The sequence below is a fragment of the Virgisporangium ochraceum genome, from assembly GCF_016863655.1.
GTDB classification, from domain to species: Bacteria; Actinomycetota; Actinomycetes; order Mycobacteriales; family Micromonosporaceae; genus Virgisporangium; species Virgisporangium ochraceum.
Genome location: NZ_BOPH01000138.1, coordinates 36,056 through 49,791, shown reverse-complemented (window position 1 = coordinate 49,791; position 13,736 = coordinate 36,056). Strand labels below are relative to the sequence as shown.

General features: G+C 69.0%; 10 protein-coding genes. 4 read left to right on the top strand and 6 right to left on the bottom strand.

Features of this window, described 5'->3' with window-relative positions; translation table 11 throughout:
* Window positions 1-220: 220 nt before the first annotated feature.
* Window positions 221-1,675 carry a DUF4407 domain-containing protein gene (locus Voc01_RS47145; protein WP_203934327.1) on the top strand — a complete coding sequence of 485 codons (1,455 nt, stop codon included), beginning with the start codon at window positions 221-223 and terminating at the stop codon, window positions 1,673-1,675.
* Window positions 1,676-1,688: 13 nt separating this feature from the next.
* Here the strand turns inward: Voc01_RS47145 and Voc01_RS47140 are convergent, their stop codons facing one another.
* The 6 genes from Voc01_RS47140 to Voc01_RS47115 all read right to left on the bottom strand — a co-directional run bounded on the left by Voc01_RS47140 (window position 1,689) and on the right by Voc01_RS47115 (window position 8,306).
* Window positions 1,689-2,180, bottom strand: coding sequence for a protein DA1 (locus Voc01_RS47140; protein WP_203934326.1), 492 nt, complete (start codon window positions 2,178-2,180; stop codon window positions 1,689-1,691).
* 620 nt (window positions 2,181-2,800) lie between these two features.
* On the bottom strand, window positions 2,801-4,087 hold the full coding sequence (locus Voc01_RS47135; RefSeq protein WP_203934325.1) for a serine/threonine protein kinase: 1,287 nt from the start codon (window positions 4,085-4,087) through the stop codon (window positions 2,801-2,803).
* Window positions 4,081-5,241, bottom strand: a complete 1,161-nt coding sequence (locus Voc01_RS47130; protein ID WP_203934324.1) for a protein phosphatase 2C domain-containing protein — start codon at window positions 5,239-5,241, stop codon at window positions 4,081-4,083. Before Voc01_RS47130 ends, Voc01_RS47135 begins: the two co-directional genes overlap by 7 nt.
* A 34-nt stretch (window positions 5,242-5,275) precedes the next feature.
* Window positions 5,276-5,971: a vWA domain-containing protein gene (locus tag Voc01_RS47125; RefSeq protein ID WP_203934323.1), complete on the bottom strand. Its 696-nt coding sequence runs from the start codon at window positions 5,969-5,971 to the stop codon at window positions 5,276-5,278.
* 55 nt (window positions 5,972-6,026) lie between these two features.
* Window positions 6,027-6,644: a hypothetical protein gene (locus Voc01_RS47120; RefSeq protein ID WP_203934322.1), complete on the bottom strand. Its 618-nt coding sequence runs from the start codon at window positions 6,642-6,644 to the stop codon at window positions 6,027-6,029.
* Window positions 6,645-6,650: 6 nt separating this feature from the next.
* Complete coding sequence (locus Voc01_RS47115; RefSeq protein WP_203934321.1) at window positions 6,651-8,306, bottom strand: hypothetical protein; 1,656 nt, start codon at window positions 8,304-8,306, stop codon at window positions 6,651-6,653.
* 479 nt (window positions 8,307-8,785) lie between these two features.
* Between Voc01_RS47115 and Voc01_RS47110 the strand changes: the two genes are divergently transcribed.
* Genes Voc01_RS47110 through Voc01_RS47100 form a run of 3 tightly spaced genes read left to right on the top strand, consistent with a single transcriptional unit; the run spans window position 8,786 to window position 13,625 of the window.
* Window positions 8,786-9,739: a hypothetical protein gene (locus tag Voc01_RS47110; RefSeq protein ID WP_203934320.1), complete on the top strand. Its 954-nt coding sequence runs from the start codon at window positions 8,786-8,788 to the stop codon at window positions 9,737-9,739.
* Window positions 9,740-9,747: 8 nt separating this feature from the next.
* Window positions 9,748-10,707, top strand: a complete 960-nt coding sequence (locus Voc01_RS47105) for a hypothetical protein (protein ID WP_203934319.1) — start codon at window positions 9,748-9,750, stop codon at window positions 10,705-10,707.
* Window positions 10,704-13,625: a hypothetical protein gene (locus tag Voc01_RS47100; RefSeq protein WP_203934318.1), complete on the top strand. Its 2,922-nt coding sequence runs from the start codon at window positions 10,704-10,706 to the stop codon at window positions 13,623-13,625. Before Voc01_RS47105 ends, Voc01_RS47100 begins: the two co-directional genes overlap by 4 nt.
* Window positions 13,626-13,736: the final 111 nt, after the last annotated feature.

The window sequence follows — 13,736 nt, the reverse complement described above, 5'->3', positions numbered from 1 at the left end:
TGTCGAACATTCGACGCTGAAGGGATCGACCGCGACAATCGGCCCCCGCGACGGATCGGATGACTGTTGTATGTCGGACGGTGTCCAAAAGGACATCACGAGCTGTTCGATCGTCCCGCGACATGTCGTGAGGGCGCTCGTTACCGTACGTGAGTTGACGCCCGTTCCCGACTCTCACCAGCACTTCGTGTGGTGGTCGATGCGAAGTCCGGAGGCATCCATGACCACCGCACCCGAACTGACCCAGGTCACCGGGACCAGCGTTCCCGACGTGTCCCCGCGGCCGACGGGTGTGATGATCTGGCTGTCCGGGGTCGACCCGGTGACGCTCGCCCGGTGTCCGAGCGAGACGCGTCGGTTCGCCGCCGTCGGCGGCGTCGTCCTGACGACAGCGGGGATGGCGGCCCTGTCCGCGATCTTCGCCCTCCGGATGGCGTTGCACGCCTCGTGGGTGGTCATTGTGCCGATCGCCGCGTTGTGGGGTCTGGCGATCATGAACCTGGACCGCTGGCTGATCGTCGCGACGCGGCGACGCGAGCGGTGGTACCAGAACCTGACCACGGTGCTCCCACGGGTGCTGCTCGCGCTGATCATCGGCGCCGTCGTGTCCACGCCGCTGGTCCTGTCGGTGTTCAACGCCGAGATCGAGGCCGAACTGAACCGGCTGCGGCAGGCGGAGAGCATCCGGTACGAGAAGGCGCTCGCGAATGACCCCCGGTTCTCGGCGATCCCCGGTCTCCAGGCGGAGATCGCACGTCTGGAGGCGGTCGCAGACGGGTCCGCCGCGCCGGATCTGGAGACCGACCCGACCGTGCGGCGGCTGGCCGCCGAGTACACCGAGGTCGACAAGCAGTACCAACGGGCACAGGCGGATGCCGCCTGCGAGCTGGACGGTAGCTGCGGATCGGGGAGCAGAGGCGCCGGTCCGTCCTACCGCCAGAAGCAGGCGGCCGCCGACGAACTGCGAGCGCGTCTCGACGAGCTGCGTGCCCAGCTGGACGTGGCTCGGGCACAGGCATCCAACCGGCTGGGTGCGAGCGCGGCGGCGAGCCGGGCCACGGCCCAGGCGGAGCTTCCCGACAGGCGTGCTGCGCTGGAGCGGCTGAACAGGCTGAAGCGGGCGGAGCAGGACCAGTACGCCGCCGACCTGGCCAACAGCGACGGACTGCTGGCCCGCCTCGGCGCGCTGTCCAACCTCACCAGTCGCGCGCCGACCCTGCGGACGGCCTACCTGCTCCTGTTGCTCTTCATCACGACCATCGAGGTCCTGCCGGTACTGGTCACGTTTCTCACGAGTCTGGGCCGTCCGACGCTCTACGAACAGATCCTCGCCGACGTCGAGACCCATCACCGGGACGCGACGAAGGAGGCGCTGGCGCACCGCCGCCGGGCGGCCCGACGCGAACTCCAGGTCCGCACCGACATCGAGAAGGAGACGGTGCAGGGACTGGTGGAACGCCGCATGGCCGCGGAACGCGAGGTGTACGAGCAGCACACCGAGACCTGGCGCCACAAGGAACTGTCCAGGATCGAGGCACAGGCGGCGTTGGGAGCCCGCTCCGAAGCTGCTCGGCGCACGCCGTGGCCGGCACCGGAGCGGGCGGGTGGAGCACGGTCCGCGCGGTCGACGGAGGACACCGGCGAGCCGCCCCGGTGGGGGTACCACGTCGACTGACCGGGCGGGGCGGTCAACCATCGCCGTGCGTCAACGAGCCGGTCCGCGAGACACGTGCCACGATCTGGGAGGGCGTCAGGCCCGCCGCCTGACGCCACGCCGATCGGAAGCCCTCGCCGTAGACCGGGTCGGGGTTGGTGGACATCCCGTCCAGGAGGTGCCGGGCCAGCGGCCCGCCCCGGTGGGTCAACCACCAGCTCGCGACCAGCTCGCAGAGTCCCTCCTCCTCGACGTCACCACGGTCGCCGCCCGGACAGCCGACCAGCCACGCGTGCCCCATCTCGTGCGCGAGCACCTGTCCGAACTGGGTGGCCGGCATGCCCTCGGCGACCAGCATGGCCGCGACCGTTCCCCGGTGCCCCGACCGGTAGTGGGTGATCGTCAACCCGTGTGCGGTCCGACGCGCCGCCGTCGCCAGGTGGGACAGGGACGTGACCTCCACCCTGACCCGGTTCGGCAGGCGGATGCCGTAGGAGTGCAGGAGCGACCGGACGAGTCGCACCACGGTACCGACGTCGGCCTGAACGTCGACCGCGCTCCGGGAGCACCGGTGGCAGCGGATGCGACCGTCCGCTAGGACCGTCCGTTTCCGCGTTCCCGCGCCGCCGGTGACCGCACCACAGCTCCAGCACGACGGCCCGCCGCCACAGCCGTGGCAGAGAATTTCGCCGAAATGGTCCACCAGCCAACGGAAACCGACCGAACGTCCACATACGACACAGCGGTGGTTTTGCCTCTTCATCGAGTACCCTGAACCGGGTGAACGCAGACGTGTTGCTTGCCCGCTGCGAGAAGGCATCCGAGCCGTCGGGACTGTACGGCATCCGGGTCGAGGAGCGGTCCGATGCCTGGTATGCCACTTGGGGTTTCGCGCTGAACCAGCGCAGGGCCACACGCGAGAGGTACGGCGACACGGTCGTCCGGTCGTCGTTGCTTCTCGCCGACGGGTTTCCGGGGTGCCCGCACTGTGAAGCGGCCTCCTTCGTCCAATGCGGTACGTGCCAACGGTTGACCTGTTGGGACGGTGCGGTCCGGGTCTGGCACTGCCGGTGGACCCCGTGCCGGGGCAGCGGAGTGCCCGGAGGGGCGATCGAACGCTTCGGCCGGCACGGGGACGTCTGACCGCTAGATCTCGATCCGGCCGGTCACATCGCCGAAGTCGATGTCGGTGCCGGAGATGAGGCTCACCGACCGGCCGGGCTCGACGGTCTGGGGCGCCCGGCCCGGTACGTGGACGAACCACTGCACCGGGCCGAGGTTCTTCAGCCCCTGCACGTTCTGAGTGGGATGTCGGGCGACTTCCGCGTGCGCCTGTCCGGCGGGGGCGGGATTGCCATTGCGCGTCAGGTGACGCGCGTACAGCCGCGTCTCGCGGTTCAGAACGATCAGCCGCTTGCCGTCGATGACGAGCCGTGGCGGCAGAACGAGTCGTCGCCGGCAGCTCCAGCACATGACGTCGACCCGCGTCGGACACAGGAAGTTCTGACGCCGGCAGGACGTGCACTCGACCACCGCGTCCTCCACGGCCGCCAGTGCCGACTGCCACTCACCGAAGGACGGCCGCCGACCGGAGTCCCGGACCCCGTCGGTGAAGACCTGGATGAAAACGTCGCGCAGAACCTGCGGATACAGGTTCCAGAACAGTGGCGCGTTGAGATGCACACCGGGCACCGGACGGTTCGACGTGTCCTTCGGGTCGAAGATGAAGACCGGGTTCGTCCCGTAGATCCGTCGCATCGCGGCCGCGTCGAAGACGTGGATGCGTGCCTCCTGCTCGCCCTGCAGCGGATGGTCGTTCATCAACAGGAGAAAGAGGAGAACCGCCATCGAGAAGCTGTCGGTCAACGCGGATGGCCGCTTCTCGCCACGCACGATCTCGGGCGCCATGAACCGTGTGGTCCCCAGTACCGTCGGCCGGGTCCGTGACGACCCGACGTTGTCGTTGTCGCAGATGAGGACGTCACCCGTGGCCGGGTCGACGAACAGGTTCGCGTCGGAGATGTCGCAGTAGAACAGTCCTTTGGCCTGAAGTGCCTTGAACGCGGACACCGTCTGGCTGGCGGCCCGGACCAGCTCGCTGAACCGGATGTTCACCTTACGGCCCAGCACCATGGTGAGGTTGACGAAGTTCGGCGGTCGCAGCCGCATGACGTAGCCGAACTCCGTGCCCTTCGTGACCACGTCGTCCGGCCACAGGAAGTGTGTGGACGGAGCCTTCTCCACGACCAGCGCCGTGATGCTGTCCCGTAGGTCGCGTCGTTGGTAGGAGGGCAGGAACCACTTGACGGCTACCGTGCTGCCGTCGTCGAGGCGTCCCTCGTAGACCTCGCCCTGCGCGCCGGTGCCCAGCAGCTTCCCGACCGCCACGGACGATCCGAACGTGCTGTCGAGCTTGTCGCCTGGCTTCACCATGTGGGGTCACGCTCCCGGTCGTCGTCGGCGTTCGTTCGTGCGGAGGCCGTGATCCCGGCACCGGCGGCGCGGGGCTCGCGTTCCAGCGCGGCCTCCGACGCGTCGAGTGGTGTGAGGTCGTCGGCCGGCCCGGGTGGGACCACCCGCTCGGTGGCCCAGGCCATCGACACCGACATGTCGTCGCCACTGCCGCGCTTCGAGATCTCCGGAAGCCATCGCGCCAGATCGGCGGACAGGTCCGCGGCGCCTACCGCCCGGTCGGCGATGTCGACGCAGAACTTGAAGAAGCCTTCCGGGTCCTCGAACGAGTTCGGCACGCCGTCGGTCGTCAGGATGACCGCGGACGGAACGTGCCCGGGAAGCAACGGCTCCGTTCCCACGCTGATGCGGTACGCGGCGTTGTCGTCGCAGAGCGACGGGGTGACGTTCGCGATCGCGTCGGACGGCGGTGGGCACAGGTAGCCCGGCTGGCCACCGAGGATCCTCATCATCGCGCCGTCACCGAGCTGGAGCCAGTGGATGGCGGACGGCCCGATCAGCACTCCCAGGACGGTCGAGCCGTACGCCCGTAGCTGCCAGCCGCCGAGGCGCTCGGCGTCCCAGTCGGCGGAGCCCGGTCCGGACGCCAGCGGATCATCGGATCCGCTCGACCGGACCGTGTCGGCGTAGGACTCGAACTCGCGGAACTGCTGGAGCGCCCGGTCGCGCTCGGCGGGGCCCTGGCGCGCGGCGATGTGGTCGAAGAACCGTTTCATCCGAGGTTCCCGGTCGCCGGAGTCGCTTACGCGCGGCGGATCGGCGATCAGGTCCTTCAGCACCCGCGCGCGCCAGTTCGCGACGAGGAGCCTGGGCGCCTCGCTCCACCGCGTGTTCGCATTGGCGACCTCCGGGCTGATGGACAGCTCGTCGAGGTAGCTGCGGAAGGTGGCGAACACCTCCGTCATGGCGTCGACGGCGAACCCGGCGCCGCGCCGGCTCCGGAAGTGCGCCTCGGATCCGTGACCATCGGCGACGGTGAGAGACGCCCATGCACCGGCGTCGTCGCTCTCGCCGCGGCTGTGGTCCTGGCACTCGACCGTGTTCCGCAGGTGCGACGCTCCGACGACCGAGACGTGGGTGGTCTGCCACGACCACCCGGTTCTCTGCGTGTTCAACGCTGTGCTCCCCACTGGTACGCCCGGGGCCGGTTCACCAGACGGTGTCGGCGTCGGGGTCCGGCGCGGGCGGTGGCGGTGGAGGCGGCGGCGTTCCGTCGAACGGCGTACCCACCGGTTGGCTCGCGGGCGCGGACGCGGACCTGAGCACGGTGGTCGAGACGTACTTGATGAACTTGACCAGGTCTCCGGGATTGTGCGCCGTCAGCGGCTCGATCTCGGGGTGGCCGATGAACCGCCGGAGCGTGTCGAGGTCGGCGTCCTTGCCGATCGCGATGGACATGCGCACGGCGCGCTTGCCCCAGGGCTCGGCCATCAGCGCCTTGAGCCCGGTGTCGAAGTCGTCGGTCGGCTGACCGTCCGACACCAGCACGACGACCGGTGGAAGGCCACGCTCGGGCATGTTCGCGACGGACAGCTCCGACGCCATCGCCTTCATCGCCGCGCCCATGTCGGTGATCCCGGAGACCGGAACGTCGGTCCAGCTGAAGTTCGACAGCGGAATCGGCGTCTTCGTCACCCACCGGAAGCCCGTGCTGAAGGTCATCGCACGGACCTCGACCGCAGCGTGCGGGTTCTCGTCGGCCGACGCCTTCATCGCCGGCAGGCTCTCCCGGATGGCGTGGTTGAGCTCACCGATCTTCTCGCCGGCCATCGAACCGGACACGTCCAGGACCCAGTAGAAGCGGAGCGGTCTGCTGGAGATCGCTCCGCCGGGCAGGTCTGACATCTCGGGTTTCCTTTCGCTGGGCTGGTTGCATCGACTGGTCGATAGCTGCGTGTCGTCAACAGGTCTCGGCGCCGGGGCGGGCGAGCGGACCGTGCGTCGCGTCGATGATCGGGTAGATGTTCACCTCGATCGCGCCGGATCTCCGGTCCCCGCGCGGTCGGCCGCCCCAGAAGGGGCGGTTCGCCACCGGTCCACCGTCGGCCCGACGGAACACGGCCGGGAGCCGCGGCAGGATCTCCCTGTTGAACGCGGCCGCGCGCTTTGTCCCGTCGTCGGGAAGGTCGGCGATCCCGAACGACAGCACGATGCCGGCCCTCCGGCCGGCGAGATCGGGCTGCGAGACCCGCTCCCGCACCTGCCGTTCGATGTCGGCGAGGTGGGCGTCGCGTGCGGCGGAGGGACCGCCGGTCAGCAGCGCCGGGTCGGTGTCGACCCGCAGGCAGACGAAGTCGCTGTCGACCCCGGGTGTCGCTTCCGGCGACGGGCTCGACGGGGTCGGCGTGGGAGAACCGCTGGCGACCGCGGCCGGCGGGATCGTGACCGCGCCGCCCGTCTGGGTCGCCAGAAAGACCACGACGAGAACCAGCAGCATGTCGGCGAAGATCCAGCCGATGACGCCGAGGAGGCGGGTCGCACCGGGTGCGCCCGGCGAGTCGTGAGGTTCCGCGGACATGCGCCGTCACTCGCTCGGCTGGCGTGGACGGAGCAGCGACGAGAACCAGCCGCGGCGGGCAGGCGGATCGGTCGTCGGCATGCCCCGCAGCCGGTCGACCGCCTGCGTCAACGCCACCGCGGCCTGCTGCGTGGAGCGCACCAGCCGGGCCGTGGTGGCCTCGAGCTCCTGCTCGACCCGGCGGGTGAGCCGGTTCGACAGCTCGACCTGCTCGCGCATCACCGCCGCGGCCGACGATGCCATCTGCCGGGCCGCGTCGGAGGCGTTGTCGATGGCCGCCGCCGCCTCCCGACGTTCCGCGATCTCCCGGTCCAACGCCGCGACGGTCGCCTCGCGCAGCTTCTCCATCTCACCGGGCAGCGTCGTCAACGCCTGCAGCAGAGCGGTCTCGGTGGCGGCCGCGACCTCGGCGGTGCGCTTGGCCGCCTGCGCCGCCGCCAGCGGCACGTCCACGATGAAGCCCAGCTCCTGCGCGATCGTCTCCTGTCGTTCGTACAGGTTGTCCAGCTTGAAGCCGACGCCGCGGACGGAGGTGAGGACCTCGATCAGGTCCTGCTTCATCGACGGAAGTCGGTTGTTGAGGTCCTCGGCGCCGGAGACGAGCGACGTGACGGTGCTTTCGAACCCACCCGTCGCGGTGGCGAACGACGCCACGTTGGACCGGAGGCTGTCCGCGCTTCCGGCCACGGCGTTGCCCACCTCCGCCAGGTCGCCGGTCGCGCGGACGAACTCGCCGACGTTCTGCTTCGCGCGGGTGACGATCCCGGTCATGTCCGACTGGGCGTCGCGGAGGTTCTGCAGCGTCCGCTCGTACATTGGCACGATGCCGTTCATGCTCTGGAGGTGCCTGTCCTGCAGGCTGTCGAGGCGCTTACTGAACTGCTCCGTCGCCTGCAGCTGGTCCTGCAGTCGGGCGCCGATCAGCGGAAGCTGACCCGCCACGCTCGTCGTGGCCTCGACCAGCGAGCGGGCCGTGTCGTCGAACCGCCCGGTGGCCGCGCCGATCGAGGTGAGGCTGGTCGACAGGCCGTCGACGCTGGCGGAGACCGCCTCCGCCGACGTGGTGAGCCCGTCGGTGACCTTCGCCATGACCGCGGCACCGGACTTCGCGGCCTCGATCGATGCCGCGAACTCCATCTGAGCGGCGACAAGACCTTTCAACGTCTTCTGCAGGGCCGGCACCAGGGTCTGGAGTTCCTGGGTCACACGGTCCGGCTGGGTCCTCGTGTGTTCACCGATCGCCAGCGTCGACTCGGTGGCGATGGCGCGCAGCCGCGTCATCACCGTGCGCCGGTCGCTGTCGCTGCCATGCTCGGCCCGCCGTTGCAGCCATCCACCGACGCTGAACAGGACGACGACCGCCGTGATCGCGATGAAGTCGAGGAGGGCGACCACGTCCAGGGTGACCCAGGTCCGTCCACCGAACCCCTTGGTCCACATCTGCAGGAACGACGCGTCCTGGAACACCGCCTGCTGCTCCGGCGGCGCGTCCAGCAGTTCGCGGTACGCCTGAACGGCGAGAAATATCCCGCCCCAGGTGAACAGGAGCGGGAGGAACAGTGCCACGGTGCGAACGAGGTCGAGCACGTCCAGCCCGCGACGGACCCTGCCCCGCCGGTCGGCGACGACCTCGTCGGGGTCGAGAACGCGGAACAGGTCCACGCCTGCCCACCGCCCGAGACGCCCCGCTCGGAGGTCGGACGCAAGCTGCTTGAGGGCGCCGGCGAGATTGCGGCATACCGGCAACCTGGCGAGCTCGTCCAGCTCCTTGCCGATCTCCGTGGGAGGTCTCATTCGTCCGCCGCTCAAGTTCCGGTACCTCGCGATCACCCGCTCGTGGCTGCGGGTGTCCCTGACGGACGGGAACTGGGCTGTCCAGCCCTGTACGCGGGTGGACCGTCCGGGTGGCTGGTGGGATCGACGCCATCGGTCACGTCCCGGGTCCACCGATCGTCCGATCACCATCGCTCGCTCAATCGGCACCGCACGTTTCGCCGTCGGTACGGGTCCCCGTGACGATCATTCGTGCGCTACCGACGATCGGCCGGGGCGCGGCGCCCCCGTGTTGTTTCTCGGCGAGTTTCGGCCGACTTCGCCGACATACCGATGCCGGCGCCGGCGGTTGCCGGTGAGATGGGACCGTGAGCCAGGCCGGGCCGTACGCCGCGAAGGCGACGACACTTCGCGATCAGCTCAAGTGGGTCATCGCCGCGTTCACCGGGGCGAGTGCGACGCTGTTCTCCGGACTGACCATCGCGAACGTCAGTCTGGTGTCGAAACAGGACCACTGGTACGTACCGATTGCGTTCGCCATCACGCCGCTGATCTGCACCGCCGTTGTCGTGGCGATTGGCCAATGGGTCATGAGCGACCCGGACAGACAGCTGGGATCGCTCTTTCCCGTGTACGGCGGTGGGTCCCCGGACGGGGTTCTCATCGCGAAGATCGACCGGCTGGCACCGCCGTCCGTGGCCGTGCACGGCGGCATGGGACCGCTCGACGATGTGTTGCACGCGGCCGCCATTTCCGTCGACACGGCGCGTCGGGCCGCGGACGGATCGCGCGAACGGGACAGTGACCTCCGGTCGGTCGAGGATCGTCTCACCGCGCTGCAGCAGTCGGCCTCCGACGCCATCGAATGCGCGGCGTACATCCACGTGCGCGACAGGTACGACGGGAAGCTGCGGTGGATCACCGCGCTCGGGGCGGCGGCTGTCGCCGGCGTGGTGCTGTCGGCGCTGAGCACAGCGATCATCTCGCGGAGCGCCGTCGAGACCGAGCGGCGGGCCGAGGACGATCGGAAGAGGTCCGCCTCCCTCGCCCCGCCGTCGCCCGCCGGGTTCACCACGGCTCGGAAGGTGCGGATCTACCCTGTCCCGCCGACCGCGACGCTGCCCGAAGGGGCCGCGGGTCCCGGACGTTGCACCCTCGTCCAGAGCGGTGCGACGGCGACCGCGATCGGCGGGACCCATACCCGTCCGGTCCTCGTGTTCGACTACACCGCCGATGTGCCCGGAGCGCCACCGAACTGCAGACAACCGTGGGTGTGGACCCCGGAGAGTGCCGATCTGCTCGTCGTCGTCCCCGTGGAGTGATGCAGCGCATGGAACTGCCCTACTACAACCTGGTGCGGAACCCCTTCCAGAACCGGACATTGGACTTCGCGCGACCCGACGACGAGAAGCTGTTCGTCCGCGAGGTCGACGGGTGCCACGGCATCACCGCTCTCGAACCGGCGATGCGTGAGCGTGCCCGGGCGGAGCAGCCTATGTGCGTGGTCGTCATGGGCGGCAGTGGAACCGGACGCACCACAGTCGCCCATTATCTCGTCAAACTGTGGCGCGGACTTGTCACGCGGAGGAACCTCGTCGTCCGGTGCGAACCGATGCCCGACAGCGACGTCGAGGTGTTCCTCACGGAGCTGGTTCTATACCTGAGGAACGAGATCGAGAGCAGCGGCATCCATCTGGCGGACTCGACCAGCAAGCTGATTGACTCGCTGGAGAGCCTGCCGGGAAAGGGAACCATCGGTCCGAAGCTCGAGCGTGTGCTACGCAACGTCGATACCGATCTCAAGGCGAAGGACTGGGGCTTCGCCTGCGTCATCGAACGCGCACCCACCGGTCGTTTGCTCGAGGAGCTCAAGCGCGCGTTCGCGAAGACGGCCGGTCTCGTGGTCGTCACGGTCGACGACGTGAACCCGACGGCGTCCGAGGTGCGGGCGGCCGCCAAGCAGCATTTGGCGGACAGCGGATTCGGCGGCCTGCTGGAGCTGAACGTGTTACCGGGCGCCGACGTCCGTGTACTGATCGACAGGCGCTGGACGACCGTTTCGCCGCTGCGCAACCCCTTCGATCTCGACGGCCTCGAAGAGGTCTTCTCGACCATGCAGAGACCCATCGCCCGGGTTCTCTTCCTATTGTCGCAGATGCTGGTCTACAGGCATGGAGAAGTGGCCCCGGGCGCGGTCTGGCCGGACGACGACGCGCTGGCATTCACCCGCGACGCGATCCGAAACAACCTGCCGATGGCGGATGTCACGTGGCGGGAGGTGTCGCGATGACCTATCCCACCTACAACCCGCTCTCGGCCCAGGCCACGTTCACCCTGGAGGGATCCGACCTGGCGGCACGGTCGGTGCCGACCCTGGTGCGGCCGGCTGTCAGGCGGATGCTCCAGGTCTGTCGCCGATTCGTCACGGGCCTTCCCGACGAGATGGCGTCCGGACGGGCCGCGGCGCTGTTCGGCGAGCACGGCTCGGGAAAGACACATACCTTCTGGTACGTCCTGAACGAGCTCGCCGAGCTCCGCCGGGCGGACATGCCGTGGCCTCTCGTCGTCTACGTCCGCGCGGACGGACCCGATCCGTTGGAGCTGTACCGACGTTTCACCAGCAAGCTCAACATGGCTGATTTCCTCGACGCGTGCAACCGTGCCTTCATCTCGGTGGCCGGAGAGATCCTGAGCTCGCGTGGAGAGGAGCCGGATCAGCAACCGGACGCGAGCGTGCTCGAGACGACGGGCAGTCTGTCTGTTCTTCTGGAGTACTTCGACCGGTACCAGATCGAGGAGACCGCGGTCCGGCAACGGCAGATCGAGGAGCTCGACAGCCTCGGCAACCGGCAGACGGACTTTCAGCGCATCATCACCGGTCTCTCGCGACGCGACCTGGCCGAGGCCGCGTTCCGCTGGTTGACCGCGGGCACGCTCTTTCCCCGCGACCTGGAGCGCCTGGGCGTCTCGGCACCCTTGCAGACCAGGAGCCAGATCCGCACCGGCCTGCAGCTCATCGCGGTCATGCTGAGGCGGGCCGGCACGCCGTTGCTGCTCGTGCTGGACCAGGCCGAGGCGTTTCTCACCGGGCCGGACGGCAAGCTCGACAAACAGAACGCGGGAACGCTCCGATCCGTGGCGGAGGCGGTGCCGCGTGAGCGGGGAATGTTCGTCATGGGCTGCGCGGCGGAGGCGTGGCACGCGCTGCCGGCGGACATCCACCAGCGCTTCGGGCCGGCCGTGTTCGAGTCCGAGGCATTGTCGGACCGGGGTGCGCGGGACCTCCTGGCGGTCTACCTCGCGCCGTGGGCCGGAGAGCACGACCATGGTGGCACCATCCATCCCTTCACCGACGAAGCCGTGCGGTGGGTACTCCAGTCGAGCGGCGGCAACGTCCGCCACTTCCTCCAGACCTGCGCGTACCTGTTCGACCAGGCGTGCCCGCGGCAGGAGCTCATCACCGGCGAGATGGCCCATGACCTCCACCTGCCCGGTGAGGTGGCCGAGTACACCCGGGAGAGCGTCGCGGCGGACGTCGAGGAGGTGCTCCGCGCGTCATCGGTGCCGTACGAGCTCACGTCAGTGGTTCAGGAGAAACCCGTCGAGTTCCGGCTGCTCGGCCCCGACCGGAAGCCGACGGTGTTCATCCAGGTCATGGACGCCGTGTTCGGCTCGGACGACGTCGCGGCCGCGCTGACCAGCGTCCGGCTTGTGAAGGAGAGCAGGCGTCTGGCCCCGTCCGCGAAGGCGGTCCTGGTCGTGTGCGGCTACGTGTCGTCGGGCGCGGAGCGTCTGCTGGCCGACGCGGTCGACGAACTCCTGGTGGCACGTGACGAGAGCTTCGCCGACCGGATGCGGGCGGTGGTCAGCCAGGTGACGTCGCCGGCCGGTGAGACCGGCCGCTCGATCGATGCGGAGACCGTCGAGCGGATCGAGGCCACGCTCGCGGCTCTCCAGGAGGCCCGACGCGACGACGCCACGCTGATTCGCGACCAGCTCGCCACGTTCACCCGGGAGATGGACCGGCGGCAGGCCGCCACGCAGCTGGAAGGCCTACGGACGGCGTGGGCCGTGGAGCGCCAGCGCATCGAGCACGAACGTCGGCAGGCCCGTGCCGACAGGGCCCAACGCGACTTCGACCAGCTGGAGAAGCTCACCGCTGCCGCGGAACGCGAATGGAACGCGCGGATGGTCCGTCTTCCGGCGATCGCCGCCGGTGTGCTCTTTAGCCTGACACTGCTCGTCGCCGGTTGCTCGGGTGTCACACTCAGCCTGGTGCGTTCGGCGGCGTCCCTGCCTGCCGTGTACGCCGTGGCAGTCCTGGTGTTCATGACCCTCGCGGCGCTGCTCATCGCCGGCAACGGCACGCGGTGGGGCCGTGGGCTCGCCCGACGGGAGCTTGCCGGCCCGGCGCAGTCTCTCGATGACCTCGACCGCCTCGCCTGGCGCTACGTGCAGTCGGGACGGGCCAGTAGACGTGACCTGGCCGACCGCAATCCCCATCTTCGCTATGCGGCGCTGGCGGCGGACCAGGGAGAGGTCCCGGCCCCGGATCTACTGAGGGCGATGCTTGCCGAACGCTCGGCGGTCCTCCGGCGTCACATCGCGGCGCGACTCGCGCGAACCGACGGCGGGATGGTGACGCTGATGGACTGGGCCGGCGACCGGCTCGCGCAGGGTAACTCGCAGGCGGGCCGCCACGAACTGTCCGTCGCGATCGAGGTGTCCACGCGCGACGGGCAGCAGTGGCTGCCGGAGTGGCACCGCAGGCTACGCCTACCGCTTACCACCCTGGCCATCCTGTGCGGCCAGCCGATCGATCCCGAGAACTTCCTGGACTCCTTCCTGGTGGAGGTGGACTCTCCGCACCTGAGCAGGCGTGTCGACGGGCTGCTGCCGGGGCTGGCGCGGGCCTTCGTCACCGACGACGATTCAGAGTTGCTCGCCGTTGTGGAGGAGGTGCCCGAGCGTCTGGTCAGGCAGGCCGCCGACCAGACCTCGCCGGTCGGAGACGGGCTCGGCACCTACGACTGGCTCCAGCAACGGGACCGGATCGACGAGCTGCACCTGTTCTTCTCGAAGGTGCTGCTGTACATGAACTTCGGGGCTTCGCTGCGGTACGGGTCGCGGTCGGACGAGGAGTTTTCGGTGCAGGCGAGGTCGTTGACCGGCCTTCACCGTCCGGCCAACCGCATGGCCGCTGATTAACCAGACCCGGTGGAGCATCCGGCTCACGTTGGACCTCCGATGGTCGGTCGCACACAGCGATCGGGTCCGCCGGGAACCGGTGGCACCCGGCCCGGCCGGCGGATGCCGACC

What these genes read in the sequence shown, in the direction of transcription:
- Voc01_RS47100 (WP_203934318.1), top strand. Translation starts at nt 10,704, where the DNA reads ATGACCTATCCCACCTACAACCCGCTCTCGGCCCAGGCCACGTTCACC.
- Voc01_RS47145 (WP_203934327.1), top strand. Translation starts at nt 221, where the DNA reads ATGACCACCGCACCCGAACTGACCCAGGTCACCGGGACCAGCGTTCCC.
- Voc01_RS47125 (WP_203934323.1), bottom strand. Translation starts at nt 5,971, where the DNA reads ATGTCAGACCTGCCCGGCGGAGCGATCTCCAGCAGACCGCTCCGCTTC.
- Voc01_RS47120 (WP_203934322.1), bottom strand. Translation starts at nt 6,644, where the DNA reads ATGTCCGCGGAACCTCACGACTCGCCGGGCGCACCCGGTGCGACCCGC.
- Voc01_RS47105 (WP_203934319.1), top strand. Translation starts at nt 9,748, where the DNA reads ATGGAACTGCCCTACTACAACCTGGTGCGGAACCCCTTCCAGAACCGG.
- Voc01_RS47135 (WP_203934325.1), bottom strand. Translation starts at nt 4,087, where the DNA reads ATGGTGAAGCCAGGCGACAAGCTCGACAGCACGTTCGGATCGTCCGTG.